This is a genomic window from Cognatishimia activa (genome assembly GCF_001458335.1).
GTDB classification, from domain to species: domain Bacteria; phylum Pseudomonadota; class Alphaproteobacteria; order Rhodobacterales; family Rhodobacteraceae; genus Cognatishimia; species Cognatishimia activa.
This window is the reverse complement of record NZ_CYTO01000024.1, coordinates 707,132-732,945: the sequence shown is the minus strand read 5'-3', so window position 1 is coordinate 732,945 and position 25,814 is coordinate 707,132. Positions and strand designations below refer to the sequence as shown.

25 protein-coding genes, 1 tRNA gene and 1 pseudogene are annotated in these 25,814 nt (G+C 54.5%); 5 read left to right on the top strand and 22 right to left on the bottom strand.

Going from position 1 to position 25,814, the window contains the following annotated elements; genetic code table 11:
• Window positions 1-28 precede the first annotated feature (28 nt).
• A tRNA-Arg gene (locus TA5113_RS14655) sits at window positions 29-105 on the top strand.
• Between the two features lie 541 nt (window positions 106-646).
• On the opposite strand, the pseudogene TA5113_RS16700 reads toward TA5113_RS14655, so the two are convergent.
• The 13 genes and pseudogenes from TA5113_RS16700 to TA5113_RS14590 form a co-directional block, all read right to left on the bottom strand.
• Window positions 647-1,645 (bottom strand): annotated as a pseudogene (locus TA5113_RS16700) (recombinase family protein); the annotation flags it as partial.
• Between the two features lie 29 nt (window positions 1,646-1,674).
• The gene (locus TA5113_RS14645) at window positions 1,675-2,232 is read right to left on the bottom strand and encodes a hypothetical protein (RefSeq protein WP_058316799.1); all 558 of its coding nucleotides are present in this window, start codon (window positions 2,230-2,232) and stop codon (window positions 1,675-1,677) included.
• A gap of 29 nt (window positions 2,233-2,261) precedes the next feature.
• Window positions 2,262-3,911 carry a type IV secretory system conjugative DNA transfer family protein gene (locus tag TA5113_RS14640; protein ID WP_058316798.1) on the bottom strand — a complete coding sequence of 550 codons (1,650 nt, stop codon included), beginning with the start codon at window positions 3,909-3,911 and terminating at the stop codon, window positions 2,262-2,264.
• A gap of 66 nt (window positions 3,912-3,977) precedes the next feature.
• Window positions 3,978-4,202: a hypothetical protein gene (locus tag TA5113_RS14635; RefSeq protein ID WP_058316797.1), complete on the bottom strand. Its 225-nt coding sequence runs from the start codon at window positions 4,200-4,202 to the stop codon at window positions 3,978-3,980.
• Window positions 4,203-4,270: 68 nt separating this feature from the next.
• Window positions 4,271-4,570, bottom strand: coding sequence for a hypothetical protein (locus TA5113_RS14630; RefSeq protein WP_058316796.1), 300 nt, complete (start codon window positions 4,568-4,570; stop codon window positions 4,271-4,273).
• A 283-nt stretch (window positions 4,571-4,853) separates the two neighbouring features.
• A complete protein-coding gene (locus TA5113_RS14625; RefSeq protein WP_220387214.1) occupies window positions 4,854-5,804 on the bottom strand; it encodes a hypothetical protein in 951 nt (316 codons plus the stop codon).
• 689 nt (window positions 5,805-6,493) lie between these two features.
• Window positions 6,494-7,210, bottom strand: a complete 717-nt coding sequence (locus TA5113_RS14620; protein WP_058316794.1) for a M48 family metallopeptidase — start codon at window positions 7,208-7,210, stop codon at window positions 6,494-6,496.
• Window positions 7,207-10,437 carry a type I restriction endonuclease subunit R gene (locus tag TA5113_RS14615; protein ID WP_058316793.1) on the bottom strand — a complete coding sequence of 1,077 codons (3,231 nt, stop codon included), beginning with the start codon at window positions 10,435-10,437 and terminating at the stop codon, window positions 7,207-7,209. Before TA5113_RS14615 ends, TA5113_RS14620 begins: the two co-directional genes overlap by 4 nt.
• Window positions 10,434-12,137, bottom strand: coding sequence for a DUF6119 family protein (locus tag TA5113_RS14610; protein ID WP_258953932.1), 1,704 nt, complete (start codon window positions 12,135-12,137; stop codon window positions 10,434-10,436). Before TA5113_RS14610 ends, TA5113_RS14615 begins: the two co-directional genes overlap by 4 nt.
• The gene (locus TA5113_RS14605; RefSeq protein WP_058316792.1) at window positions 12,134-13,375 is read right to left on the bottom strand and encodes a restriction endonuclease subunit S; all 1,242 of its coding nucleotides are present in this window, start codon (window positions 13,373-13,375) and stop codon (window positions 12,134-12,136) included. Before TA5113_RS14605 ends, TA5113_RS14610 begins: the two co-directional genes overlap by 4 nt.
• A complete protein-coding gene (locus TA5113_RS14600) occupies window positions 13,368-14,888 on the bottom strand; it encodes a type I restriction-modification system subunit M (protein WP_058316791.1) in 1,521 nt (506 codons plus the stop codon). The genes TA5113_RS14605 and TA5113_RS14600 overlap by 8 nt, the downstream gene beginning before the upstream one ends.
• Window positions 14,889-14,945: 57 nt before the next feature.
• Complete coding sequence (locus tag TA5113_RS14595) at window positions 14,946-15,251, bottom strand: hypothetical protein (protein ID WP_058316790.1); 306 nt, start codon at window positions 15,249-15,251, stop codon at window positions 14,946-14,948.
• A 50-nt stretch (window positions 15,252-15,301) separates the two neighbouring features.
• Entirely contained in the window at window positions 15,302-15,910 is a 609-nt protein-coding gene (locus tag TA5113_RS14590; RefSeq protein ID WP_058316789.1) for a restriction endonuclease subunit S, read from the bottom strand.
• Window positions 15,911-16,329: 419 nt separating this feature from the next.
• Between TA5113_RS14590 and TA5113_RS14585 the strand changes: the two genes are divergently transcribed.
• On the top strand, window positions 16,330-17,238 hold the full coding sequence (locus tag TA5113_RS14585; RefSeq protein WP_058316788.1) for an ArdC family protein: 909 nt from the start codon (window positions 16,330-16,332) through the stop codon (window positions 17,236-17,238).
• 135 nt (window positions 17,239-17,373) lie between these two features.
• Window positions 17,374-18,846: an RES family NAD+ phosphorylase gene (locus TA5113_RS14580; RefSeq protein ID WP_082638122.1), complete on the top strand. Its 1,473-nt coding sequence runs from the start codon at window positions 17,374-17,376 to the stop codon at window positions 18,844-18,846.
• A gap of 34 nt (window positions 18,847-18,880) precedes the next feature.
• On the opposite strand, the gene TA5113_RS14575 is transcribed toward TA5113_RS14580, so the two are convergent.
• Window positions 18,881-19,060, bottom strand: coding sequence for a hypothetical protein (locus TA5113_RS14575; protein WP_058316787.1), 180 nt, complete (start codon window positions 19,058-19,060; stop codon window positions 18,881-18,883).
• A gap of 525 nt (window positions 19,061-19,585) precedes the next feature.
• Between TA5113_RS14575 and TA5113_RS14570 the strand changes: the two genes are divergently transcribed.
• Together TA5113_RS14570 and TA5113_RS14565 are read left to right on the top strand one after the other, a co-directional pair.
• Window positions 19,586-19,822 (top strand): hypothetical protein, encoded by a 237-nt coding sequence (locus TA5113_RS14570; RefSeq protein WP_058316786.1) that lies wholly within the window; start codon window positions 19,586-19,588, stop codon window positions 19,820-19,822.
• 59 nt (window positions 19,823-19,881) lie between these two features.
• Window positions 19,882-20,232, top strand: a complete 351-nt coding sequence (locus TA5113_RS14565) for a hypothetical protein (RefSeq protein ID WP_131726491.1) — start codon at window positions 19,882-19,884, stop codon at window positions 20,230-20,232.
• Window positions 20,233-20,269: 37 nt separating this feature from the next.
• On the opposite strand, the gene TA5113_RS14560 is transcribed toward TA5113_RS14565, so the two are convergent.
• Genes TA5113_RS14560 through TA5113_RS14530 form a run of 8 tightly spaced genes read right to left on the bottom strand, consistent with a single transcriptional unit; the run spans window position 20,270 to window position 25,813 of the window.
• Window positions 20,270-20,497 carry a hypothetical protein gene (locus TA5113_RS14560; RefSeq protein WP_058316784.1) on the bottom strand — a complete coding sequence of 76 codons (228 nt, stop codon included), beginning with the start codon at window positions 20,495-20,497 and terminating at the stop codon, window positions 20,270-20,272.
• Between the two features lie 23 nt (window positions 20,498-20,520).
• Window positions 20,521-21,885 (bottom strand): relaxase/mobilization nuclease domain-containing protein, encoded by a 1,365-nt coding sequence (locus tag TA5113_RS14555; RefSeq protein ID WP_181949475.1) that lies wholly within the window; start codon window positions 21,883-21,885, stop codon window positions 20,521-20,523.
• On the bottom strand, window positions 21,882-22,289 hold the full coding sequence (locus TA5113_RS14550; RefSeq protein WP_058316783.1) for a hypothetical protein: 408 nt from the start codon (window positions 22,287-22,289) through the stop codon (window positions 21,882-21,884). Before TA5113_RS14550 ends, TA5113_RS14555 begins: the two co-directional genes overlap by 4 nt.
• Window positions 22,270-22,413 carry a hypothetical protein gene (locus TA5113_RS17105; protein WP_220387213.1) on the bottom strand — a complete coding sequence of 48 codons (144 nt, stop codon included), beginning with the start codon at window positions 22,411-22,413 and terminating at the stop codon, window positions 22,270-22,272. Before TA5113_RS17105 ends, TA5113_RS14550 begins: the two co-directional genes overlap by 20 nt.
• A gap of 33 nt (window positions 22,414-22,446) precedes the next feature.
• A complete protein-coding gene (locus TA5113_RS14545; protein WP_058316110.1) occupies window positions 22,447-23,160 on the bottom strand; it encodes a VIT1/CCC1 transporter family protein in 714 nt (237 codons plus the stop codon).
• A 43-nt stretch (window positions 23,161-23,203) separates the two neighbouring features.
• Window positions 23,204-24,121: a metal ABC transporter permease gene (locus tag TA5113_RS14540; RefSeq protein ID WP_058316782.1), complete on the bottom strand. Its 918-nt coding sequence runs from the start codon at window positions 24,119-24,121 to the stop codon at window positions 23,204-23,206.
• The gene (locus TA5113_RS14535) at window positions 24,118-25,095 is read right to left on the bottom strand and encodes a metal ABC transporter permease (RefSeq protein ID WP_220387212.1); all 978 of its coding nucleotides are present in this window, start codon (window positions 25,093-25,095) and stop codon (window positions 24,118-24,120) included. Before TA5113_RS14535 ends, TA5113_RS14540 begins: the two co-directional genes overlap by 4 nt.
• Entirely contained in the window at window positions 25,061-25,813 is a 753-nt protein-coding gene (locus TA5113_RS14530; RefSeq protein WP_058316113.1) for a metal ABC transporter ATP-binding protein, read from the bottom strand. The genes TA5113_RS14535 and TA5113_RS14530 overlap by 35 nt, the downstream gene beginning before the upstream one ends.
• Between the last annotated feature and the right edge of the window lies 1 nt (window position 25,814).

Sequence of the window (25,814 nt, the reverse complement as noted above, 5' to 3'; positions counted from 1 at the left end):
AATAATCTCAGGCTATAACGGCCTCAACGCACCTGTAGCTCAGCTGGATAGAGCGCTGCCCTCCGAAGGCAGAGGCCAGAGGTTCGAATCCTCTCAGGTGCGCCATTTCACTTTCGGCAGTTGAAAATCCCTCCAACACCTTGAAAGGGAAAGAAAAAATCGGGGTTCGAACACCCTGATTACGGCTGTATCGAACAGGCTCCGAAAATGCCAGTCGAAGCACCGTTTTTTGCCACTCAATCCGACCAATTTTCCAGATATTCCAAGGGCTTGACAGAAAGCGCAGCGCGAGTTCGAACGACTCCTCCAGAGTATTCTTCGGCTTGCCGCCCATCGCCACCCGCTCCTCGAGTAGCGCCTTTTCGCTTTCTAGCTTGCCGATGCGCTTCTCATAAGCCGCAATCACGCTTCCTACGCCAGATTCAACGATGCGGTCGAGCAGGGCTTCGATTTGTTTCTCAATCTTGTGGATATCTCGCTTGAGTGTCTTCGACGTGTCAGCAGCTTGTGCAAGACGTGCGTCCCAAACGTCTTTGAACATCGCCTTAGCGAGCTTGAAGAGGCCTTCGGACGGCTCCAGACGCTGGAGCAGTTCTTCGAAGTCGCCTTCGAGCTGATCGCGCTTGATGGACTTACGATAGCTTTCGCAGCCCTTGGTCTTACAAAGGTAGTAGGGGTGCTTCTTGCCCGTTTTACTGGTAGACCAGCAGGCCGTGAGCGCAGCGCCGCAATCATCGCACTGGATGAAGCCACGAAGCGGGAAGTCCAACGAGATGTCCTTGCGGGCAGGAGCCTTGGCTGTGCTCGTCAGCCGCTCCTGAATTTTCAGGTGTGTCTCATAAGAGATGAGACCTTCATGCTGGCCCTTTCGAACCGAGATACCCCAATCGGCATGCTCGACATAGCCAGCATAAAGACATCGCGTCAGCATCTCATAGACACGTTGGTTGCGAATCTCTTTACCATTCAGGTCCTTGGGGAAGGCAGGCTGGCGCTCCAAGAACCGCTTCACTTCAACTTGCGTCTGGAAGCGACCGCTGGCGTAGCCTTCAAGCGCTTCTTGCAAGATCGACGCATTGGGCTCATCTCGCACCAACACCTTGCCATGGCCAGCGCTGGAGCGCTCATAGCGATATCCAATTGGTGCCTGAAAAGGCCAATAACCGTTTTGAAGTCGTGCTCGCATGCGGTTTTTGGTTTGCTCGCCGTTCTTCTGGCGTTGGTGCTGCGAGACGGAGGCCAGCAGATTTTCGACGAGAATCGAATCCGAATCTTCGCCGAATTCAATCGAAGGACTTTCGAGGATTCCGCCTGCGGCACTGATGTCGGCACGGAGTTTAATATGTGCTTCAAGCCCGCGAGCAAGCCGCGTGATATCATCGATGATTAGTACATGCGGTGTCTTCCGGCGTTTGCGCAAAAATGACAGCGTTTCTTTCATGCCAGGGCGCATAGAGTATTTGCCCGACATATCGTCTTTGAAGACGGCAACGACTTCGTACCCTTTGTACTTGGCAAATTCGCGGCAGCGGGTCTCTTGCGAGTTCAGCCCGTCACCGCGTGTGGTCTGCTTAGGATCGGACACGCGGCAGTAGATGACTGCCTTCGTGCCGATTCCAACATCCTTTTCTACATGTACTTTCATATCGACTCCTAATTTCTGGCGGGCCGCGATCACGTATCATCGCTGGCACGCTCGAATTTCTTGCTCAAAGTGTCTACGGGCTTGGATTCATTAGAATCCTTGTTGCCTGTTACATCAAGTGCCGCCCCGAGTTTTCCACAGGCTTCTTGGCCAAGCACTTCCTGAAGAGGATGAACGCCGAAGCCGAGGTCCACAAAGGCGGTGATGATGTTCCAAAGCGTCTGAACGATCTCTTCTTTTTGAGCCTCGCTTAGTGATGGATCATCGAGGTAAGCCTGATATTTCGCCGTGTCGATCCCGAGGCTTGGCTTGGCCGCCGCATCCAGCGCAAAGCAGAAGTCCTGACTCCCATTCATCTCTTTCATGCTCGCACCCTCCTTTCCTGCGATAGGCGTGCGTTGTCCTGCACCCGCTGCCTGCGGGTGTGCATCATTTCCGTCGTGCCCTTGAGGTGCCTCATGCTGAACAGCGGAGGCGGAAAGCAGAGCGTCATTCGGGACGCTTTGGTCTACTTTCATTTTACCACTATTCGGATAGGTCCCGCAAATTTCTGCGCCTTCGCGGTAAGTGATCGTTTCAAGTTTCATGTTGTTCTCCTTTTTTCTATATGCGTTTTTCAGACGTTCGGGCGGTGGCCTTCGATGAAGCTCCACGTCCCGTTTTGGTATTGCGGCAGATCAGCGAGCGCCGAAGGAACGGCTTCCGTGATGACCTTGAGGGATCGCTTCAGTTTGAAGCGGCCAGGCACTTTGACCACGCGAGGATCGCGGTCGAAGTAAGGGTTCGGCGCATAGAGGCCAGAATAACGCGGCATGGCGAAGTACGGGCTTTTGTCCGCAAGGAACGGCGGAATGCCGTAGCCCGATGCCATCACGAGCGATTGCTTGTGATTCATGCCGAGGATTTCTTCGGGCGTCATGAGCGCGCGCGCCTGCTTGCGCTTGTGCCCGCGCTCATAATCAAGCGCCTTCATCGCAAGCCCTGTGCGAATGGCACCGTTTTTGTTTCCGAAGAGCGCATCGTGCATCGCCACGCGCATTTCCCGTTGCGCGCGGTGCTGGGTGAGATGATCGTCCAACTCCAACGTTTGGTTGCCGAGTTTGGCGCTTAAGTGTCGCGCGGTTTCCAAATCCGAGATACCGCCGCCGAGATAGAGCTCTAGATCGGCGCTGGCCGAGAGCGTCATTGCGCCCGTTGGCCCGAGGTTGTTTCGGATTTGACCAATGTCCTGATAAACACAGACAGGGCAAAGTCCGAAGCCGCGCCCAATCGAGTAGAACTCGGCAATCTCGGGAAAACGCCCGAGCTGGGCGGCTTCATCAATCACCAGATTGAGCGTCGGCGCGTCGGGACACAGTTGCTTAAGCGTGCGCAGCGTCGAGAAGAACTGGCGAATGACGGCTGCATTCTGCTCGGTCATTTCAGGCGGCATGACAAAGAAGACGAAGACGGGATTGCTATTCTTCTCGCAGAGCACATCCAGCGTGAAATCTGCCTCGCTTGTTCGAACAAGCGAGGTTTGCAGACGCGGATCATTCATGAAGGCCAGCGCATTGCTGATGCCGCCCATGACAGAGTCAAAGGTGCGGCGGCTCTCGGCTGCCATATCCAGCATCTCATCAAAGGTGATGCGAAGATCGCCTTCACCAAGAGCGCTCATCACCTCTGCCGTCTCTTCCCAGGCATCGGGATACGAGCGCACCATGCCGATCAGTTCGTAAAGCGAGGTCGGAGAAACGCCGCCATCCAGATGCACAAGGCCACGCATCAGAGCATCAAGCCAGTTCTGCCCTTTCTGATCGAAGAAGGCCGAGTCTCCTCCGCCGCTTTCGGGCAGGAAGGTTCGCGCTACGCGGCGACAATCCGCAACGAGACGCGGGCTATTAGGCGTAAGGTGGCTCAGGAGGGAAAGCCGATTTCCTTGGACGCCATGCGTAAAGTACGGGTTGATCTCGTACACACGCGCTTTGATGGAGGCGAAGTACGGCTCCATCACGGCGCGCAGCTCGCGCTTGGGATCGAAGATCGCATAGCGTGCAGGCTCGCAGCTCCGACCAGGCGCATCCATAAGGTGCGCGAGGATGGACGTAAACTTGCCCGAGCCAGCGCCGCCAATCAGCAGCATGCCCGCATTCTTGGAGTGATACAGCTTGCGCCCATTATAGAAGCCAAAGGGCACTCCGCCCTTCGCCTTGAAGGCGCGGCCGATTTCTAGGTTTTGCGCAAACCGCGCCGAGCCATAGGGGTATTGTTCCTCAAATCGCATGAGGGTCTCCTTTCATGTTTTGTTTGGTGTGGGATGACAGCTGTTAGGGAGCCGCCATCTCTAGGTTCATCGGTACTGGCTGACCGTTCGCTGAAGCTTCTTTGTCGTTTTCAGTTTCGCGCCGATAAAGAAGAGGACAATACAGATGCTTCCGTAGATCAGCATTCCTTTCACGCTTCCGTTTTGGTAAGCGCCGAAAGTGATCAGTCCTGAGACTCCTCCGATTCCGAAGAGCCATCCTTGCAGCTTCTTCATTGCGGGGATTTCGATTTCGTCTTTGATGTAAGCCATGGTGTTTCCTTTCATTTGAGTTTCAGTTTTGATGCCTGGCCACCTCATTGCGGCCAGATCAGAGTGCGTTAGATCAGGCGATAGGCGATCCAGACCCCTGCCACGGTGAGGCCTGCGAGGATCGAGGCACGCGCCGCGAAGTAGCAAAGAGGCCAGGTCAGGATCATCCAACAGACCATGATGAAATCGACCATTTCTGGTCCGTAGCTCCGCCGTGAAAGCTCCCAGACATAAGGTGCTGTGAACTCGTGGAATGGTGGGCTGACGACGATGGAGACCATCGCGGCGGCGCAAGTAGCAAAGCCGCCTTTTAAGTCTTCACCTGGACCTCGGCCTCCTTGGCCAGGGTGATAAGGTGGTTGATACATTTTCTTGTCTTCCTTTCTGTCTATTGCGCAGCCGAGGCCGCAGTTCTCCGTTCGCTGAAAGCGGTGCTTTCAGCGTTGGATTTGGTTTCAGGGTCTTGGATGAGCCTGGCGGCTCTCTTAGTGGGCGTGATCAGGTCTGCTTGCCTGACCTCAATACCTATATAAAGCATTGAAAATGCTTGTGTATTTTTTCTGAGGGGTAGCCCTAGGAAGGTATGCCAAGGCTCGCACGAAAGTGGGGTCTAGTGCGATAGCGCACTCTCTACTGTGTAATACAAATTGATTATTCGTCGGTTTTCAGGTTCTGAATGTACCAAATCGCGACCCGTCGGAGCCACTCAGAGACAGTAAGATTGCGATCCTTGGCTGTCGCTTTGATGACTGAATGGGTCTGACGCTCGAATCGAATGGAGACTGAGATGCTGTAGCTCGGACTGCCAGTTCGAGCGTCGGGTAGCCGCGCTCGTGAACGCATGAAGTCATAGCAGGCGTTGTTAAACCAACGCGACATGTCTTCACCTTGCCAACGCACTTGGTCGATCTTATGTGCTAGAGCTTCGTCAATCCGAATACTCGTTATCTTGTCAGCGCGATTTACGCTTGCGTGGCGGGATTTGTTTGAATCTGGATACGACGATTTCGGACGCTGTGGTCTCTTTCTGTGAAGAACCCTGTCCGATGTTGGCCGGAAGTTGTCCTCCAGCGCCGCGTCGAAACCCTCTTCTTGGAGTTGGTTGACGATTGCCTCGCTTAGCCATTGCGCAAGACTTATTCCGCGATCAGAAGCAGCCTCTAGACTGTCCTTTTTGATCTTTGCATCAACGCGGCACCCAATTTGCACTTTTTGAGAGGGCTGGCGATTGGCCGTTGACCAAGCTGGTGAAGATGGATCTGGTAAGTTTTCTCGACTGCGAGGAGAACGACGCTTTCTTGCAGGAACCAATCGAAAAGTGCCGTAGGCATCATCACGATCCTTTAGACGAGAGATGTATGCCTTAAGTGCTCTACCAAAATAATAGGCTAGTCGTGCCTGCTGTTCATCTGAGATTGAGGCAGCATGAAGGGCTTTGTCGATAAGTTGTGCTTTTGGCAAAAGCTTCTTGTCATGAAATACCACATAAAGACCGCGCATCATCTGGCCCACAATATGGCGGGTGTTCTTGTTCGGTCGGTAGCTTTCCAGGTGCAATGAATCGTAGCCAAGCTGTGCATCAAGTTCCTGATTGAGAGCCATGACGTACCACTCAAAGGTTCTGTGGGGTTTGCGTTCATAGTATTCCGCGTCATCATGCCTTGTGGTCCAGGCAACGTAATCTACGAAGTGGTTGAACGGATCGTCTTTGTTCTGATCTGTGGCATCTGTCATGGATCGAAAGATGAGCACGGGATTGTACAGAGAGCAACGCTGACGTGTCCTAGGAGCCGAAAATCCGCGAAAACTGCACGTGCAAGATGTGTACGTGGTAGTACCACCTACATCTTGGCAAGGGGGCCCGCTCCAGTCTTTCAGACTTGCGCGCCCCCGTTGCATCCCCCCGGCCAGTGGCTCAGATCAGGGCATGAAGCCCATTCCAGAGCCAGTAGAACGTTTGGCCGTTCAATCACCACCATGTCATGGAGACCAACCCTTCGCGGTTTGGATGCGCGCCACTTCATGGAGACGATTTCATCGAGACCAGGAAGGGAGCATTTCTTAGCTACCCTTACCTTGGAACCTTCCCATCGAGCCAAGGGGCTATCGCGCCCCCTGACAACCCACTCGTTGGGCTTGGAGACGTGCCTCTCCATCAACACCAAACCATGCACAAACGGCTGCCCGTTTGATCACCAATCAGGGGAGCGTTCCTGCTACCCCCGATACCCCCCATGAGGATTTCATCCAAACCTCTCCGTGGATATTGCTAACTTGCTCTTCGCAAATGTCTATGCCAACTGGCGTTCGAGCTTGGTTTTTCGACGCTCCCAATCCGGCATCACTCGGCCTAGATGTTCGAAAAAAGCAGTCCCGTGGTGGGGATGTTCAATGTGACAAAGCTCGTGTGTGATGACGTAGTCAATTGAATCCGTTGCCGCTCCGATCAACGATCTATTGAGCACCAGATTACCGCGAGCTGTCATCGAGCCCCATCTTTGAGAAAGATCGCGGATCACAAGTCCGGTGGGAACAACCGCCTCGGGATCGGCAAATCGCCCACGACAGATTTCCAAGCGCTCGGCAAACTTGATCCGCGCTCTCTTCAGCATCCAGTCGCGGACCAATTCCCGTGTGTGTTCTTTGCTTCGCGGTTTGGTACTATTCACCATGATCTGCCCGCGAAACATCTTCACGCTATTCTGGATATGCGGAGCAACCTTAAGTTTGTACTGCCGTCCAAGGTACAAATGCGTTTCACCCGCCACATAGCTCCGCTTAGGAGTGCGAGGTTGGAATTGTGCGAAGTATTTTAGCTGTTTCTGAATCCATGGCGCACGTTTGCGAACCTTTTCCGCAATCTTATCGAAGGTGGCATCAATAGGCGCGAAGACTTCCACAGCTAGATCAGGATGAACGCTGATAGATAGGGTCTTTCGTTCACGCCTAACGAGATCGAATGTGATCGTATTCTGACCAAATTCTACTTCGCAAACCTCGACACTCATCCAGGGAACCTCGCCCGTGCGATATCCATAATCCGAAGTTCCATATCGTCGAGCAAATCGAGAGGAATGCTGATACCTTTTTCATCACGCACAACATCGAAGAAGTAATCGTCGATCGCATTTCGCATGTTGTTTTGCGCCATTTCATTTGACCAGACATCGACGATATGATGATCCTTGACGATCTCGATGATGGATTGCGCAAGATCGGCTGTCACATTGTCATCAACGCCCCCATTAATGTCCTTCAGAATTGGCTCGAGAACACCAAAGACTGCTTGTGCGTCAGTGTCACCTTTGATGCTTTCAGGCATTTCACGCCCATGATCCCGGCGCGCAACGCGACCCGCAAGGTCCACAACCGATTTCAGGTAGTCCTTTTCGGAAATGCGCTTCTCGCGGTAATCGCGGATCGTTTCAGCAAGCAACTCAGAGAACTGCCTGTAGAACGAAGGGTCTTCGTTCATCTTTTCTGTAATCGTGCGTTTGGTGGCGCTGGCAATTCGATCCGCCTTGGAAGCGGCGGTCGTGCCTTCTTCTTCGATCACAGCGTTCAAGGCGTCTGGGTCGTTGATATTCACCAGATCAATTATCACTTCGGCGGGTTTGGCCGTAACGTGATCGTCGAGCAGTTTTTGAATCTTGGGCTCGAACTCTTTTACATCGACAGTTTCTTGATAACGCAGCTGGACTGAACGCTTCAGCTCTGAAAATGCTTTCCAATCCTTCGTGAAGGTTGAGACCGCTGCCTCATCGAACACATCATAGAGTTTCTCTGAGGAAAGCGAAATGTGCAGGCAGCGACCATAGTCCTTCAGCCGTGAGTAGAAATCTACCCGTTTGGCATCGTCCGCGAGCAGTTGCTCGAACTGCTCCATATCCTTTTTGTTGCGAACCTCTTTAAAGACATCCCATAGTTGGTCGTGAAGCTGCGGAAGCCTGCGGATTTCCTCTCGAATGTCGTGCAGTGACCCGGCGACATCCTCGCCGTCGAAACCTTCAAAAGCGCTGTAGGTCGTCAGGGCGGCGTCGAGTTCGCCAAGAAGCCCCTCATAATCGACGATGAAGCCGAACTGCTTTTCCTTGTCGTCGTCCTCATAGAGACGATTCACGCGGGCAATGGCTTGAAGGAGGTTGTGCTCGCGTAACGGCTTGCAGACGTAGAGCACAGTGTTTCGTGGGGCATCAAAGCCAGTCAGAAGTTTGGAGACCACAATCAGAATTTCTGGATCGCCCGAGCACTTGAAAGAGTCTGTGATCTGACGGTTATACTCGTCCTCGGTTTTGTACCTGGCCATCATTTTGACCCAGAACTTGCGGACCAAGTCCTTGGACTCCTGATCAACCTCCTCATTCCCTTCCTTGTCGTCAGGGGCGGAGATGATGATCTCGCTGGTCACATGACCTATCTCGTCGAGAACCTCCTTAAAACGCACGGCAGCGGCCTTTGATGGTGCCACCAGCTGCCCCTTAAATCCTGTTCCTTGCCAATATTGGCGAAAGTGCTCGGAGATATCGAACGCCTTTGCGCGGATGGCTTGGCTCGTTTTTGACAAAGCATCCATGCGCGAGAACTTTCGCTTCAAATCGGCTTTTTGTTTATCTGTCAGTCCCTCACTGATTTTGTCGAACCAAGTATCAACAACATCGCCACTCACCTGCTGCTCAACCAAACGCCCTTCGTATAGCAGCGGGACAACGGCCTCGTCCTTCACCGCCTGATCAATCGTATATTTGTGAATAAGCCCCCCGAATGTATCGAGTGTGTTCTTGTCTCTCTTCAACAGTGGTGTGCCTGTGAAACCGAGATAGCAGGCTTTCGGCAAGATGCGCCGCATCTTCAGGGCGAATTTGCCATGCCCGCCATAGCGCCCTGTCTGGCTGCGGTGACTCTCATCGACGAGAACAAAGATGTCGGCGCTGTCATCCTGAAATTCACCCGCCTTCATGGCGGTATCGAATTTGTTGATGATCGTCGTGACCAAGGGAGTCCGGTTCCTGATCAGCTCAATCAGATTTGCCCCTGTGGCTGCACGCACGGGTTCAAGGTCGCAGGATTTGAACGTGCCCTTGATCTGTTTGTCGAGGTCATCGCGATCCGTGACAATCAGGATGCGGGGGTTCTTTACACCTTTGTCCAAGGCTAGCGCCCGTCCGAGCATCACCATTGTTAAGCTCTTTCCAGAGCCCTGCGTGTGCCAGATCACACCGCCTTTGCGGCGACCTTCCAGATCGACACCCTTAAGGCGGGCGAGAGCGGTTTTAATACTGAAGAATTGCTGATGGCGGGCGATCTTACGCACGCCTCCATCGAAGACCGTAAAACGGCGCACAAGATCGAGGAGGCGTTCCGGTCGGCACATCGCGTAGATTGCGCGGTCTTGTTCGCTGATCGACCTTTCTCCGCTTGCTGCTAGCTCCTCAAAGAAACTACGTGCATCCGCCAAGTCGCCGGAGAAAACGGCGTTCTTTTCTTCTGCTGTCAGTGTGCGGTTGATCACGGCGGAGATATCCGCGTCTTGATCCTCTTCGTCGCGCCAGATTTGCCAGAACTTGCGCGGCGTGCCCACAGTGGCATAGCGAGCTTCCTGCCGCTTCATGCTCATCAAGAGTTGCGCGTAGTGGAAGAGCTGCGGGATGTTGTCTTCGTTCTGATACCCGATCAGCTGGCTGTCGGCCTTCTTGAGCGACTCCGTAGGGCGCTTGTTCTCGATCACGATGAACGGGATGCCGTTGACGAAACAGACGATATCGCAGCGCCGCGTAGCGGTGCTGGCCGTGCGCTCAACACTCATCTCCGCCGTCACATGGAAGACGTTGTTTTCAGGCGTCTCCCAATCGATGTACTTGAAGGAATAGCTCTTGCTATCGCCTTCAATCGCCTTGGAGATCGTCGTACCCAGCACTAAGAGATCATAGATATCCTGGTTCGTGCCCTTCAGCCCCTTGAGCTTGTCAGGGGTTGGCTTGAGGCGGCGCAGCGCTTCGTGGGCATCCTCAAGATCGAAGGCGTAGCTCTTGCCGCGATAGCTGAAGCTGTTCAGCTTCAGCATCTGCTCGACAACGATGTCGTCGAGGATCACGCTGCGGGTCTTGCCCCGCAGTCGATCAACCTTCGTTTGCGACAACGGCTGGAAGCCAAGCGCCACCAGTGTTTGGAGCGCAGGAATCTGTGATTGGTACTTTTCGGCAGGGTTGAAGCCTTGAGATGCAGCGTGCTGGTTCATGCTGCCTCCTCAATCACATCGTCGTTGCCTTCGTCGCCATCATCTCCATCGCCAGCATCAGCATCAGAGGCAGGCTTCTCAATGAGCTCGATAGCCACAGGAATACCGAACTGTGCGAGGCGCTCGACAGCGGCTTGGAAACTCACCTTGCTAAAAAACGGCAAGCCGAGGGTGCCGTCTGCATACGGCGGCCTCATGATGCCATAGACCACTTTGTAGTCCTCTCTAACCACTTTGTCGGTGCTCTTGGGCAGGTGAACCTCGAAGCCCGCCTTTATGGATTTTACCTTGGCGCGCAGCTTCTTTCTGAACTCCTTGTCAGAGATAAACGCATCAGCACTGACAACACCTTGCGACCAAAGATGGCTAATCGGTCCTGAAGAGCTTCCGTCCTTCAGATGGATGAAATCTTTTTGATCTGAGAAGAAGTCGCATGGTTCGATATTGGCATACCGCACGTTCTGTGGGTTGATTTTTTCGCAGTCCAGCTTGACCAGATCGTCACGGCTAGCCTCAAGGTGTTCAATGAGCTTTTCCTCGTTGCGGCAGGTCGTTTTGCCAACAATGGTAACCCGCTCAATTGCGTTGAAAGCGGTTTCGATGCGGTCCTTGAACGATTTTTCGACCTTGTACCAATCTCCAGCGAAAAGAACATAGTGCTCTTGGCTACCATCCGCGCCGAGGGTTGTTTCGAAGACAAAACAATCATATACACGCCACTTCTCGGAAAACTCGCCTTCGTCGTCTGCCTTCGCTTTGACGCGATGTTTCTCCTTAATTTCGGAGATTCCGCCATTGAAGGAGCAGCGCTTTAACTCTGAAATGTAGTCTTTGATAGAAAGGCTGTGGAAATTCGTTCCGTGGCTTCCAAAACCGTTGTAGTGCAGCAGAGATCCCTCCGTATAATTTACGATCTCCGGCGGCGTCATGTGTAGATCGCTTGCCTTGCCCGCCTTCAAATCCTTGATCGCCTGTTCGATACTAGCGTCGAGCTTCGCGATTGTATCCTTCTCCTCGACCCTGCGCATGTTATCAACCCATGCGAACTCCTTTTGATAGGTCGATTTGGTGAACTCCGAGACGATCTCCGCGCACTTCTCATGGAACTTGTCTGGTTCCACTCGGCACGTGATCGACAAGCTGTCTTTGCCTGCAACGAAGCTGGCAAAAGCAGGCTTTCGGGGCGTTCCACCCGCCACGCGCGCAAGATCGCGGAGCATATCGACTCCGAAAGCCTGAACGTCGCTGTCCTTGCTCGCCTGCACACGTTTTTGAAACGTGACGGCATCTGGTGTCGCCAGATCAAGGGACCGAAGCTTGTCTCTCGGAACGCTGTTGAGCGTGACTCGTAAGCCGAATTGACGCTCGAAAGCGTGATCGTTCAGCGCGATATGGACATGACCGAAACAGACGGCGGCGAAGCGGTCTCCAACAGGAATGAAGACTACTGCACCAGCCCCGCCAGTGAAAATGTCCTCCGGCAAATCCGGGCTTACTTGCTGTAACAGATCACGCCAACCAGGAGGGTTAGAGTAAATCTGCCCAACGAACAGCCGCGCACCTTCGCCCGCATCCCATGGCCGTTCTTCAAGCGCTCGGTCAGCGTCAGGTGCAAATGTCTCGATGAAAGCGTCTTCGGGTGTTCTCCCTTTCCGAAGTAGGCGAACGTTGAGCGTGCGCATTTTCGTTTTCTCGGTCACGCCGCAGCCTCCTCATCATCCGAGACCTCGACACGCCATTCGCCCGTCAGGAGTTTCTGCATCAGGCCGCGCTTCTGGTCAGTCAGGGATTTGATCTCAGCGTCCGCTAGGTCCAAATCCGTTTGGAAAACCGAAAGCTTGTTAGCGATCTCGATCTGCATTTCTTTGGTGGGCAGTTTGAATTCGATACGCTCAAACTCATCTCTTTGTAGTAGGCGACGTTTCCCCTCTTTGTTTCCCTGACTTGACCGCGTCTCCAAAAGGAAGCGAATGTGATGCGCTTTGAGAAGTGCCGATATGAAATCTGGATCGTGGCCATTCTTGAGACGAATGACCCTGTAGGCAGGACTGACAATCCCGTCTGAGTTACCAAGATAGCGACCTATAGCGCCGTAGTACGCTGACATTGGATCATAGACGAAATCTCCCGGAGATATGGTCCAATAATTTGAGAGGTCTTTACTGGCTACGCTTCGCGTAAAGTGCTCCGACTGCTTGCGGATCGCGTATTTACCAACCGTTACAACGTCATCCACTGTCGAGCCGGAATTTCTGTCCTGCCGTTCTTCGAAAAGCTCACCGAAGTTGCTCAAGGACCAATTCGAAGGCGATACATCTGAGCCTATGGCCCGACTGGGGTCCAAAAGCACCTGCGCCACCCCATCCATCCGTCGTAATTTTGCCGCCCGCAACGCGTTGAGTTTTTCGAGGGCATTGTCCCAAGTCCGCAGGAGCGCCGCGATCTTTCGTTGTTCGAGGAGTGGGGGAAGGCTAATCTCAATGGCAGACAGATGGCCCTGATTGACTGAAGGAACAGCACTTTCCTGACTGAATTTCCCAAGGTCTTGAACTAGCAGGAAGTAGTACAGAAAATCCCCATCCAGCTGTCCGGTATCAGGAATGGCAGCCATCATATTGTTATCAATAGCTGTGGGTCGCGTTAGTATTCTCCGGCGGTTCAACTTGAGAGCCGCGCCGACTTTTGCGAACACGACAGCTCCAACAGGCTGCAATGTCGCACGTAGTTCACGTAGAACATCTTCACTAACCCAATTTTGGGCAGTCGTGACATACTTCTCGTTACCCTTGAGATTTAGATCACTCACCTTGATAAATGGATGATCGCCGTGGCTCTGACCTTGGTGACTCTCTTTAAAGCCACTGCCTCCGCGGAACGTACATACATCGCCTAACGTGATTTCTGTCCAGTCAGCCGCTTGAAATTCTAGGTCACGCATCAATCCCAAGCTCCTTCAGATAGCCCGACATTTTGGCGCGTACGTCCGCGAGCTCGCCCTCGATCCGCACGATGTCTGCCTGTACGGCGGCAACGTCGATCTCTTCCTCCGGCTCGAAGGTGTCCACGTAGCGTGGGATATTGAGGTTGTAGTTGTTCTCTGCGATCTCTTCGGTGCTGGCGAGATAGGAAAACTTCTCGACTTCGGCACGGGCGCTGTAGGTGTCGAGCACTTTCTTGATGTGGGTGTCTTCGTCCATCACGTTCTGGGCTTTGCCAGGAGTGAACTCCTTGCTCGCGTCGATGAAGAGGACGTCCTTGCGCTCCGCGTTCGCACCGCCTTCCTCGCGGGAGCGGTCGAAGATCAGAATAGCGACAGGGATGCCTGTGGTGGTGAAGAGGTTGGCGGGCAGACCAACAACGGCGTCGAGAAGGTTTTCCTCTATCAGCTGTTGGCGAATTTTGCCTTCAGCGCCGCCACGGAACAAAACGCCATGGGGAACGATCACGGCCACACGGCCTGACTGGCGCTTGGCAATTTCGATCATGTGCGTGATGAAGGCATAATCGCCCTTGGATTTGGGCGGAATGCCTCGCCAGTAGCGATTGTACTGGTCTGTGTCCGCGCCATCCGCACCCCATTTGTCGAGCGAGAAGGGCGGGTTGGCGACCACGACATCGAATTTCTGAAGGTGATCGCCCTCAATCAGTGCTGGGCTGTTCAGCGTGTCACACCATTCGATGCGCGCGGCATCCTTGGCGTGCAGGAACATGTTCATTCGTGCCAGTGCCCAGGTCGCACCGTTCACTTCCTGCCCGTAGAGCGCGAAGTTATCGGAGCCTATAGACTCAGCAGCCTTGATCAAAAGCGAGCCGGAGCCACAGGCGGGATCACAAATGGTATTGCCTTCCTGTGCCCCTGCCAGATTTGCCAGCAAGCCCGAGACAGCTGCGGGGGTATAGAATTCACCAGCCTTCTTGCCCGCGTCTGATGCAAAGCGCGAAATCAGGTAGATATAAGTTTCCCCGATGATGTCTTCCTTCACCCGCGACGGACGCAGGTCGAGGGCGGGCTTGTTGAAGTCTTCGAGGAGGTTTTTCAGGCGGCGGTTGCGATCCTTGGTGCGCCCAAGGTTCGTTTCCGAGTTGAAGTCGATGTTGCGGAACACGCCTTCGAGCTTGCTGCGGTTTTTGTCCTCGATGCCTTCGAGCGCAATGTTGATCAGTTCGCCGATGTTCGGCTCGTTGCGCTGTTCGTAGAGGTCGTAGAAGCTTGCACCTTCGGGCAGATAGAAGCGCTCACGCTCCATGCGGCGACGGATGCGAACATCATCATCACCATACTGCTTGCGGTATGTCTCGAAGTGGTCATTCCAGTTGTCCGTGATGTATTTCAGGAACAACATCACGAGGATATAGTCCTTGTATTGTGCGGGATCGACCGCGCCACGGAACGTGTCGCAGGCAGCCCAAGCCGCATTGTTCACTTCCGCCTGTGTAAGTTTATCGTTCATTTTCAAATCCTTTTTTTCTCATTCTGGGGCGGACGCATGCCCGCCCCAAGTTTTTTCTCAAATCAATCCACAGGGCGGGTTGAACTGCTCGCGGAGCTGACGCTCTATCAGCGAGCGATTGTGTGCGTCTGCATAGATCGCCGCGACTGAAAGCTCCGCGTGACCTTGCCCGCGCCAACAAGGTGCACGGTTATGGTTCGAGACCCTTTCCCGAATGTTCTGCGACTCGCCCACATCCACTACGTTCCAAGTGGACGCCGCACTGCGCCGCCCAAGGATCACGTAGACGCCCGAGCGTGCCTCTAAGTTGTTTTCATTGCCGAAAGGACCTTCGGCGTGGTAGCTTCCAATATTAATGGACATTATTCACCTCTTGAGTTTGTCCGTTGCACTTTGCCCGCTTCCGACCAAGGTCAGCGGGCGACCTTATGCCCAGCTTCATTGCCGTGAAGCTGGGCGTCTTGCACTTGCCGGAGCAGAGCGCATTTCGTAAATTCTCTTTTCTTATCCGCTAGTTCACGCAGTAACCGCTCTTCTCGCGCTGATAGCCTATCAACCTCCACGACCATGCGCTGGATATTCAGGGGAGGTATGTTAACGGGAACCTTCTCAAGTCCTCCACGCGGGATCATGCGGAGCTTTGTCCCGCGCGCACGACTGTCCAAATGCCTTTGGGCCTCGGGCTGATTGATCGACCAGGCAATGTATTCGGGAAGAACGGCATCGCTCTTCGGGCGGATCACCATGACAGGCAGAAGAGCCACGACCATTTCCTGCGGCTCTCCCACGGCGATGCTGGCCGTGTTTTTCTCACCCCGCGAGCGGAAGAGAATGTCACCGGGCCGAACGGCGTATCGATCCAGTTTGCCTTCAAGTCGGTATTTCTCGACGGACTCTAGGGAAACCTCGTTGTCGCGCAGATCGCGCAACTGGATAGCAGGGACACCAAGCGCTTCATCCTTAATAAGGCTTGTGCGCGCCGTATAGCCACTCTGAATGTTGCAAACATCCGCCAAAGTCATATTTTTTTGTCTGTAGATCATGCCACAGATATACAACCCAACCCACGGGCTGTCAAGAAAGAAATATTACAGTAGGGAAACCTACTGCATCTCTGACATAAGGCGCACCCGTCGGGGCGGGCTGTCGTGAACCGAGCCCGCCTTTGGCGGTCTCGGCCCTGCGGCTTCCATCCCTTGCGCATCTATTGCCAGCCTTGAACGGCTGACACTTCTTTTCTTGTTTTGGGGCCTTGCAGGCCCGTCCTCCGTCAAGACCAAGCCCGTAGCTTTGCTACGGGCGAAAGCCATGGCCGTGGCTCACCTGCGGTTGCGCCCGCACCCCTCCATAGCTTTCGGTCTGGACGGCCGTCCCCCCGCTCATTGGCACGGGCCTAGTCCGGTTGCATGCGCAACCGAGCTTTGAAGGAAGGAAAAAGCCAATGAGACAAGATATTTACCAAAAAGTAACTGACAAGATTATTGCCGATCTGGAACAAGGCGAGCTGTCATGGCTCAAGCCGTGGAACGCTGGAAACCTCGAAGGCAAAATCACAAAACCCTTGCGGCACAATGGCGTGCCATACAACGGAATCAATATTCTGATGCTTTGGGGTGCCGCCGTGGAAGCGGGTTATCTCTCCCCGTTCTGGATGACGTTCAAACAGGCCAAAGAACTTGGCGCACACGTCAAGAAAGGCGAGCGCGGCAATCTGGTTGTTTATGCCAACACCATCACCAAGACGGAAGAACAGGACGACGGGTCAGAGGAAGAGCGGAAAATCCCCTTCATGAAAGGATACAGCGTTTTCAACGTCGAGCAGATCGAGGGCTTGCCCGAACACTACTATTCAAAGCCCGAGCCTATTATTGATCCCGCCGCGCGGATCGAGCATGCAGAAGCATTCTTCGCAAACACTCGCGCAGATATCCGTCATGGCGGCAACAGCGCCCACTATGCTGGCGGGAGCGATCATGTGCAGATGCCGCATTTCGAGACATTCAAGAGCCCAGAAAGCTATTATGCAACGCTTGCCCATGAGCTGACCCACTGGACGAAGCACAAGAGCCGCCTTGATCGCGAATTCGGGCGCAAGAAATGGGGTGATGAAGGCTACGCCCGCGAAGAGCTGGTTGCCGAACTTGGCGCGGCATTCCTTTGCGCCGATCTGGAACTAACGCCTGAGCCTGGCACCGACCACGCCGCATATATCCAAAGCTGGCTTAAGGTCTTAAAGGAAGACAAGCGGGCGATTTTCAGCGCCGCCGCCCACGCACAACGCGCGGCAGATTTCCTGCACGGGCTTCAACCTCTTATCGAGCGAGACAGTCAAGAAGGAGTCGCCGCGTAGGCATGGCTCAATCTTCCAAAAAAAATCACGGCTGACCATCAGGTCAGCCGCGAAAACATCTGGACGGAGTACGCCCCCGACTTGTCGCCAGATCGGCTATCCTTATATAATTAAAGAAATTTAAGAGAGCAGACCATGACAATAGACTTTGAAGAAGATGAGGCTTTGCGAGGCAAGATGATTTGCTTCGAGTGCATCGGCGAGAGCTATATGTCAGCTGTTGTCGAGGAAGAAGGCGAAGTCGATGAATGCTCCTATTGTGAGGAGGAACAAGCCACCATCACAATGGAAGAATTCTGCGACCACATCGATGGTGCATTCGAGCAGCATTATTCTCGAACTTCCCAAGAGCCGAACTCCTATGAGTACGCGATGCTCAGGGACAGGGAAATCAGCTATGACTGGTATCGGGACGGCGACAAGTCAGTCGATATCATTGCGGATGCGGCGCAGATTTCAGAAGCCATAGCGCAGGACGCTCAAGCCATTCTCGATTACCGCCACTCTGACCGCGAGTCGGCAGAGATGGGCCTCGAAACCGAATTCTCGGATGATGCGCACTATGAAGAAATCATGCCGAGAGATTGGAAGTGGCAGGAACAATGGGATGAGTTCGAGCGCCTAATAAAGAAAGAGGCGCGGTTCTTTAGCAGGACGGCGGCGTCCCATCTTGGCGAGCTATTCGACAAAATCGATGAAATGCGCACCCGTTCGGGCCGCTCTCTGGTCGTGGATGCGGGACCAGATACACCAATAGATCACCTTCACCGTGCAAGACCGTTTCAAAGTGAAGACGCGCTCTTGAAGGCGATAAAGCGGCCCGACCTGGAACTATCAGCGCCCCCAGCATGGGCGGCAAGTTCGGGACGCATGAACGCCAGAGGCATCTCGGTTTTCTACGGAGCAACCGCGCCCGAAATCGCTATTGCCGAGGTGCGCCCGCCTGTCGGCAGTTGGGTTGCCGTTGGCAGGTTCAATATCACCCGTCCGATACGGCTTCTTGATCTGACTGCTCTGGGTGATCTTCAAGAGGACGGCAGCATATTCGATCCGGGCTATGCCGAGCGCCTTACGCGCATGATGTTCCTACGGACGCTGTGCGCTTTGATGGCCAGACCAGTGATGCCTGACGATCAGGAGCTGGAGTACCTCCCCACACAGGCCATCGCCGATTATTTGTCCACGGAAGGTCAGGTTCCACTTGATGGAATCCTCTTCCCGTCAGTGCAACTCGGCGGCGATGGTTTGAATGTCGTCCTATTCCACAAGGCTTCACGCTGCGAAGAATTGGGCATCCCGCAGGGAACTGACATCACGGCGCGGACTTACATGAACTACGAAGACGGCCCGGAACCTGACTTCTCCGTCACGGAGGAGGTTCCACCAGTTGAAGATGATGATGAAGATTCAGACGCCGAACAACGGGGAGCGTTTGCCTCCCGCATGCTTGGTTGGCCGGAAGACTACACCAACGCTGATAATCGGGACGTTACCTTGCGCATCGACATTGACGAAGTGTTCGTCCACGAGGTGCAAGCCGTCGATATCAGGACCCGCGTAAACCCCGTAAGGCGTAGCCGTTGGGAGAAAAGAGAGCTACCTTTCTAGGGCTTGCGGCCAGCCGTCAGGCTGGCCGCGTACGTTAGAGCTTGGGGGTTCGAACCGCCAGTTCATCTTCGATATTGCGCATGCTCTGGAGAGCATCTTGGCGCTGTTGGCTTCCGCGCGGTGCGACGGCGAAGGTATTGAAGGCTTCTGTTAGAAGTCCGTGCAATTCTGCCGTGCTGCGAGATGCCGCTTCAAATCGTGAGATGAGTTTCATCGTATCCTCCTTTGTTTCAAGGAGGCCCCGAACCGCTCAGGGCCTTTCGGCCCCACGCACACCATCATTGGCCAATGAAGGCGCTGATGGGTCGGGAGACGGTCTTGCAAGCGATAGAGCGATGCGCATGAAATGCGGCGTCATCGGTTTGAATGGGATCACCGCGAAGGCGGAATTGTTGCGGCTTGATCGCCGCAGGCTTTAGATGAATTTGTCCCACCGCGTACGTGTGCCAGCGGCGCATTGCTCCAGATGCGGATTTTCCGAAGGTGAATGGCGAGCGGCACGCTCTGACGAGCGCGGCTAAGTCAGGTCTGGCCGTTCACTTCACGGCTGTCTGTCTTCATTGCATCGAAGTGACTTGCACTGATTGCCCTTAATTCCCTGGCCGAATGCGGCTCAGCATTCAATGTCCTGCCCGCTCCACCTGGCTTCGCCAGCCGTGTTGAACATGAACCCTGATCCTTTGCCTTCGTCCGAACGGGAGGGCGTTAGCAAGCCAACTTAGAAGCAAAGGAGAAAACCATGGCACGCGAAAACACGAACCAAAACCTGCCCTTGAACGCGCCCGACTATCTGGCGTGGCACGTCACCCAGAAAGGCGAAAAATCCTACTGGAACAAAGTCGGAGCCGCTTGGCAGCACAAAGACGAACGAGGATTTACGCTCCAGCTCGAAACCTGCCCGATCAATGGCCGCATCGTCCTTCGTCTTCCGCTGGAAGATGCTCCCGAGAACACAAACGATGCGGGGCGCTCATGAGCGCCCCCATCACATACTCGCCAGGCCATCCCTGGTATTATCTCTTAGGTGGAGATGTAATGGCTCCAAAAGCCATTCGCCGCGAAGTCCGCCTTGAAGGATATGAAGGATACAGGCGCGACGAAATCCGCGATGCTGCGAAAAAGCCCGAACCGCAGCGTTCGCAGTCACTTAGAAAAATCCGCGACGAAGTTAGGCGTTCGTTAAAGTTCAACATCTCGCGATACCGCGAAGTTGCCAGAGAGCTGCACGCCTATAGGAAAAGATACGAAGGTGAACCAATCCCGAACGTGAGCGCTTCAGTTCACACATCAATGGGTTTGAAGTTTTCGCATATCTACAACGACTTCGGTCATCTTGAGTTGCTCGACAGCCTACCGCATCAAGTCGATCTCTTCGACTTGCTTTGATCGAAGCGCCGCTGAAACACGCGGCGCTTTCGTTCATTTAGACTGGTCCGTTGTCGTCATCATCATACCAATCATCGCGGTGCGCCGATGGCTTGAACTTCGGCACAAGTACATCGGGCTTTTTCAAGCGTGCATGAGCCAGCCTGATTGTGAGGCGGAGGGTATCTTCCGCCTTCAACCTGAAATGCTCGCGCAGATCATTAAGAAGATGAGCGTGTTTCTCATCTAGGTTCAGCATGAAGGTTTGTCGTAGTTCCTGTCGCATGGGCGACCTCCTTATCGTTTGGGTTAAAATTCTCGGCCTCGATCATCGCCGCGCCCTCGGGTGCGTTCGCGTTGCCGCTGACGCTGGCGATCAGCGCCCTGACGACTACGCTCGCGCATCTTTGTCTTGGCTTGCTCTTCGCTTTGGGTACGTTTGGCGAGACTCGGGATGTCGCCACGCTTCATGGCGACGTAGGCCGCAATCTCCTTACGGATTTGCATGATTTCCTGGGCGCGGGTCTCGCGCATTTTTCGAACGGCGTCTTGCAGACGCTGACGCTCATCAAGTTGACGCGCCACCAGCTTGTCTTTTTCGGCGCGGTCACGTTGCCATGAACGCAAAGCCTCCATCTCATTCTGGTCTTTGATCTTCGAAAGCTTGCCCGTAATGCGGCTCCATACTCCGCTGAATCCTTTGGGCAGACGTGCGGCACGTGCCAGTTGTTCGCGTTTTTCGCGCTCGGCAATGCGGGCGTATTCAGCTTTGCGCTCTTCGCCATGACGCGCCTTCATCTGCTGGCGCTTGTGCTCGATAGCAGGCGAGGCGCGCTTATAGCCGTCATCAACCTCGCGAATGTAGGTCTTCAGCTTATCAGTCATGCGGCTGGCGATATGGGTTTTGGTGTCCTGCACGGATGGCAAAAAGTCGGCATCGGGGATGCGCTCACGAACATCCTTGGCCTTCACGCCAGACCAGCGCGAGAGCGAGAACGTCTCGCCGCGTACATCAACCGCGACCACGCCGCGCCGATCCCCTTGCGCAAGGAAGAAGCCTTTTTCTTCCAGCGCGGCTTTAAGTGCATCTGTGCCGTCAGAGTTCTTCCAGCACTCCTGAATAGCCGCCTTGATCAACTTCGGGTCTTGCTTGGAGAGCTGCGCTTGTTGCCATTCGCTCCGCGAATAGTTCAGCGGGTTGCGCATGGAGCGGTCGATCATGCCCTTCGGCATGTCCCAACCATGTTCAAGGTAGAGATCGCGCGACACATCCATAAGCTTCTGCTTGTAAAAGCTCATGTTCTTTGCCCGCATCTCGTCGGTATTGATACGGCTCCAGACAGCATGTGCATGTCGCCGTCCGTCCTTCTCATGGAAAACCAGGGCACGGGCGTGGTCGTCCAGTTCGAGTTTACGCTCGATTCTAGCAACAGCCCGCTCGAAATCTTCGCGGCTGACTTGCGCCCCTTCGGGCGGGTTCAGACTCATGGAGAATAGGTGCTTTTTGCACTTGGTTTGACCTGCAATGGCATCCAGCTCTTCGAAGGCCTCGTTTAGATCATCGCTGACGAACCCGCGCATATCATGCAACTCGACATGTTCGTTATCCCGCATCGAGAGCAGATAGCTTGCGAGTTGGCGTGCATTGCCGCGTTCTTTGGCTTTGAGGATCATGGCGCGCCTCCATCCTTGAGGGCATCCATCAACGCATCGCGCATGTCCTTCACAGCGCGGCAAGCATCTTGAATCTCGGCTTCAGTTTCTGGGGTAACAGGCAGAGCGCCCATGTTCACCGCTTTGGCAAGCTGGTTTAGGTTCTGCGACAGACGGCTTTTACCAAGATCGCCCAGAGCGCGCCCTACAGCCTGACCCTCGCGGGCAGGCGTTTTGCTGCGGCGCACGCCAGTTCGCGCCTCATCGAAAAGAACAGCCTTGATATACGCGCCAAGAGGTTCGCCCGCTGCCATCTTCGCTAGCTCGGTCTTTTCCTCGAAGCTTAGACGCAGCGAGAAGGGGGCATCCCGTTTCTTGGGGGAGGCGGCTGCTACCGTATTGAAATCACGTTCCGAAATGCTCATCACCGCACCCCGGATCGTTGTCTTGGGTTACGGTGTTGGAGCTTTCAATTGCGCGGAGATGGCGTTCCCACTCTTCAAGAACGTCGAACAGAGAGTTCGAACATTCTCCTACGGAGCGCGCCATTTCCTTCCTAAAAATTAGTCTAACACGAAGACGCTAGACGAATATCCCGCCGACAAGCGATCCCGCTAAGAAGGTCGCGGCCATAGCCACTGCGCCCCATAGGGCGGTTCTGATCATCGCCGGAACAATAGGCGCGCCGCCGGTCCATGCCCCCAACGCACCCAAGGCCAGCAATGCAATCAGGGTCGCCACCAAAACCCAGGAAACAATAAGTCCTGCCGGCGCAAGCAGCGCCGCTGCTAAGGGCAACAGCGCAGCACAGGCAAAAGCGGAGCCAGATGCCATGGCCGCCCGTTTTGGGCTGGCGGAGTGCAGCTCCAACAAACCAACTTCGTCACGCAAATGCGCTTCGAGAACACCGTTTTGAGTGAGCTCATGCGCCACCTGATCTGCGGTTTCAGCACTTAACCCACGGGCGCGCCAGATGGCCGCCATTTCTGCGAGTTCGCCTTCAGGATCGCGTTCCAACGCCAGCTTTTCCCGTTCGATTTCCGCTTGTTCAATGTCTGCCTGCGAAGAAACCGAGATATATTCACTCGCTGCAATAGACATTGCGCCTGCGACAACCCCTGCAAAACCCGTCGCCAAAACGATATCTGCTGTGGATACAGCCGCGGCCACGCCAATCAAAAGCGAAGAGATCGAAACAATGCCGTCCGTCGCCCCGAGGACCGCGGCACGGAGCCAATGACTGCGTCCCAAACGGTGTGGGTCTTCCGGGTGGGTCGCGGCGAAAGTGTCTGACATGATTACGATTTATGCCTTTTGCATCGGTACTTGCACCAAAGACCTACCGCACGGAGGCGGATCTTACCAGTGTTGCCGAGGTCTCTTCCGATTTGACATCCTGATGCCGATTGCGCCGTAGGCGGGTGGCAGTTCTTTCTGCTACAGCAACAGCCACAAAAAGCACTCCATAAAACACCGCCATCGCCGCGGAGGTACCTGTGTCAAGAACATAGGCGATCCAAAATCCAGCAAGCGCACCAATAATCGCGATCGCCGCCGTCAAAGCAAACATTACCGACAGGCGCGTGCTGATCAGCTGCGCCGTTGCGGCCGGGACGACGAGAAGCGAAATCACCAGGATCGCACCAACCGCGTTAAAAGCGGCCACAACCGTTACAGACACCAAAAACATAAATGCTGTGTTGAGCAGGCGGGTCCTTATCCCAAGGATTTCCGCAAACTGCCGGGCAAAGGTTGTGATTTTCAGCGCACGGGAAAAGACGGCGATAAAGCCAGCGTTCAAAAGCAGCAAACCCAACATGACATAGAGGTATTCAGGTCCGATATTCACGCCGCCCACCGTCAACGGGATCACCGCAGCGAGATTCATATCACCTACAAGCGCCACATGGGTATCAAGGTGGACATGCTGGAAATCCATGGACACCATCAGGATGCCAACCGCAAAAAGAGATGGGAAAATAAGACCTTGCGGCGCATCGCCTGCAAGCAGCCCTGTTTCGGTCAGCCATTCATTGCCAAGCACCACGAGCAATCCCGTGACTGCCGCGCCAAGGATCAGCACGGGCGAGTCCAGATCTCCGACAATTGCGAAACCGATGATAATGCCCGGCAGGACAGCATGAGAGATCCCATCCACAATCATGGAATGCTTGCGTAAGACGACGAACACACCGGGCAATGCACAAGTCAATGCGGTGGTGCAGGCCAACAGGACAACCCCAAGAATATAGCTCATCGAGTGCTCCCTTCGCTGATCAGTTCCTGTTTCAATGCACGCCGCGCGCGCATGCGACGCAAAGCTGTGATCACCACGCTGCGTTTCGGGGAAGCCAGAAGGGAAAACAAAAGAATCGCAAACAGAACCAGCACAATCACAGGACCTGTCGGCACATTGCCTAAGGAAATCGAAAGATATGCGCCAAACCCGCTGCCCAGGCCACCGATCAAGCCTGAGAGCATGACCATGCCGGGCAAGGTGTTCGTCCATTGCCGTGCCGCTGCCGGTGGGGTGACGACAAATGCGACCATCAACACAAAGCCGACCGCTTTCACGCCAATCACGATGGCAATCACAATCGTCGTAAACATGAGTGTGTCGATGATCCGCGCCTTAAAACCCAACATGGTCGACAGTACCGGATCAAAACTGCGCAGCGTGAATTCCTTCCAAAAGACCACCATCAGCCCCATTGCCAGCGCACCAACGGCGATGCTTGTGGTTAAGTCGGCGCGGGTGATGCTTGCCGCGTTGCCAAACAGATAATCCTGAATGCCGCCCTTACCGGGGAACGGGTTATTTGTGATGAATCGCAACAACAGCATGCCGAAGCCAAAGAACGTCGTCATCGAAATCGCCATGGCCGTATCGATGGCGACCTTGGTGCGCGCCGCAATGGTATTGGCGAAAAGCGCCGCAAGGGTGCCGGTGATCACTGCCCCAATCACAAGCAACAACATACTGCGTCCATTGACGCCAAACATCGTCACCGCTGCCAGAAAAGCCAATAACGCGCCGGGCAGGGCTGCGTGGCCGATCACATCACTGATCAAGGATTGTTTGCGCAAGTAAGCAAAAGCCCCCAACGCACCGGCCACAAGTCCGATCACGGTGGTTCCCAAGAACACCATGCGGAATATGTGATTGCTAAAGAACTCGACCGGATCCATGTGGTGACTATCCAGCCTCAGCCAAGAAAGCTTCGGCACCATCGCTGGCCTCATAAGCCATACGGATATTGTCTTTGGTGAACGTCTCTGGTCCCGGACCTGATGCGATGATGCGTTTATTGAGCAAGGTCACGTGATCGCAGAAATCCAGAACGCTGGCCAAATGGTGATGCACGATCACGATGGTTTTGCCTTGCGCGCTCAGGTCTTTTAGGACCTCAATCATTGCCTGTTGGCTCTTGGCGTCGATCCCTTGGAAGGGCTCGTCCATGAAATAGAGATCCGGCGCTTGCACCAATGCGCGTGCTAAAAAGGCCCGCTGTCTTTGGCCACCTGAAAGTTCACCGATTTGGCGGGACGCGAAATCCTGCATACCTGTCATCTCAAGCGCAGCCATTGCACGCGCCCGCTCAGCTTTGCCCGGCCGCCGGATCCAGCCAAGCTCCCCGTAAGTGCCCATCACAGCGAGGTCGATCACAGTCGTCGGAAAGTCCCAGTCCACACTGGCAGATTGCGGCATATAGCCAACGCGCTTGCGCACGTCGCCAAAGGGTTGACCAAAGAAAGTCGCATGACCTGTGAGTGGTTTCACCAGCCCAAGCATCGCCTTGATCAGGGTTGACTTGCCCGCGCCATTTGGCCCGACAATGCCCATCACGCTACCCGTCGGAACGCGGAAATTCACGTGCCGCAGGACCGGCTCGTCGCGGTAAACGACAGAGAGGTCCTGACTCTCACAGGCGAGGGGCGTCGACGTCATC

What these genes read in the sequence shown, in the direction of transcription:
- TA5113_RS14645 (WP_058316799.1), bottom strand. Translation starts at nt 2,232, where the DNA reads ATGAAACTTGAAACGATCACTTACCGCGAAGGCGCAGAAATTTGCGGG.
- TA5113_RS14640 (WP_058316798.1), bottom strand. Translation starts at nt 3,911, where the DNA reads ATGCGATTTGAGGAACAATACCCCTATGGCTCGGCGCGGTTTGCGCAA.
- TA5113_RS14545 (WP_058316110.1), bottom strand. Translation starts at nt 23,160, where the DNA reads ATGTCAGACACTTTCGCCGCGACCCACCCGGAAGACCCACACCGTTTG.
- TA5113_RS14590 (WP_058316789.1), bottom strand. Translation starts at nt 15,910, where the DNA reads ATGACTTTGGCGGATGTTTGCAACATTCAGAGTGGCTATACGGCGCGC.
- TA5113_RS14555 (WP_181949475.1), bottom strand. Translation starts at nt 21,885, where the DNA reads ATGATCCTCAAAGCCAAAGAACGCGGCAATGCACGCCAACTCGCAAGC.
- TA5113_RS14570 (WP_058316786.1), top strand. Translation starts at nt 19,586, where the DNA reads ATGGCACGCGAAAACACGAACCAAAACCTGCCCTTGAACGCGCCCGAC.
- TA5113_RS14605 (WP_058316792.1), bottom strand. Translation starts at nt 13,375, where the DNA reads ATGCGTGACCTAGAATTTCAAGCGGCTGACTGGACAGAAATCACGTTA.
- TA5113_RS14550 (WP_058316783.1), bottom strand. Translation starts at nt 22,289, where the DNA reads ATGAGCATTTCGGAACGTGATTTCAATACGGTAGCAGCCGCCTCCCCC.
- TA5113_RS14595 (WP_058316790.1), bottom strand. Translation starts at nt 15,251, where the DNA reads ATGTCCATTAATATTGGAAGCTACCACGCCGAAGGTCCTTTCGGCAAT.
- TA5113_RS14615 (WP_058316793.1), bottom strand. Translation starts at nt 10,437, where the DNA reads ATGAACCAGCACGCTGCATCTCAAGGCTTCAACCCTGCCGAAAAGTAC.
- TA5113_RS14530 (WP_058316113.1), bottom strand. Translation starts at nt 25,813, where the DNA reads ATGACGTCGACGCCCCTCGCCTGTGAGAGTCAGGACCTCTCTGTCGTT.
- TA5113_RS14625 (WP_220387214.1), bottom strand. Translation starts at nt 5,804, where the DNA reads ATGGCTCTCAATCAGGAACTTGATGCACAGCTTGGCTACGATTCATTG.
- TA5113_RS14560 (WP_058316784.1), bottom strand. Translation starts at nt 20,497, where the DNA reads ATGCGACAGGAACTACGACAAACCTTCATGCTGAACCTAGATGAGAAA.
- TA5113_RS14620 (WP_058316794.1), bottom strand. Translation starts at nt 7,210, where the DNA reads ATGAGTGTCGAGGTTTGCGAAGTAGAATTTGGTCAGAATACGATCACA.
- TA5113_RS14575 (WP_058316787.1), bottom strand. Translation starts at nt 19,060, where the DNA reads ATGAAACTCATCTCACGATTTGAAGCGGCATCTCGCAGCACGGCAGAA.
- TA5113_RS14580 (WP_082638122.1), top strand. Translation starts at nt 17,374, where the DNA reads ATGACAATAGACTTTGAAGAAGATGAGGCTTTGCGAGGCAAGATGATT.
- TA5113_RS14630 (WP_058316796.1), bottom strand. Translation starts at nt 4,570, where the DNA reads ATGTATCAACCACCTTATCACCCTGGCCAAGGAGGCCGAGGTCCAGGT.
- TA5113_RS14635 (WP_058316797.1), bottom strand. Translation starts at nt 4,202, where the DNA reads ATGGCTTACATCAAAGACGAAATCGAAATCCCCGCAATGAAGAAGCTG.
- TA5113_RS17105 (WP_220387213.1), bottom strand. Translation starts at nt 22,413, where the DNA reads ATGGCGCGCTCCGTAGGAGAATGTTCGAACTCTCTGTTCGACGTTCTT.
- TA5113_RS14585 (WP_058316788.1), top strand. Translation starts at nt 16,330, where the DNA reads ATGAGACAAGATATTTACCAAAAAGTAACTGACAAGATTATTGCCGAT.
- TA5113_RS14600 (WP_058316791.1), bottom strand. Translation starts at nt 14,888, where the DNA reads ATGAACGATAAACTTACACAGGCGGAAGTGAACAATGCGGCTTGGGCT.
- TA5113_RS14540 (WP_058316782.1), bottom strand. Translation starts at nt 24,121, where the DNA reads ATGAGCTATATTCTTGGGGTTGTCCTGTTGGCCTGCACCACCGCATTG.
- TA5113_RS14535 (WP_220387212.1), bottom strand. Translation starts at nt 25,095, where the DNA reads ATGGTGCCGAAGCTTTCTTGGCTGAGGCTGGATAGTCACCACATGGAT.
- TA5113_RS14565 (WP_131726491.1), top strand. Translation starts at nt 19,882, where the DNA reads ATGGCTCCAAAAGCCATTCGCCGCGAAGTCCGCCTTGAAGGATATGAA.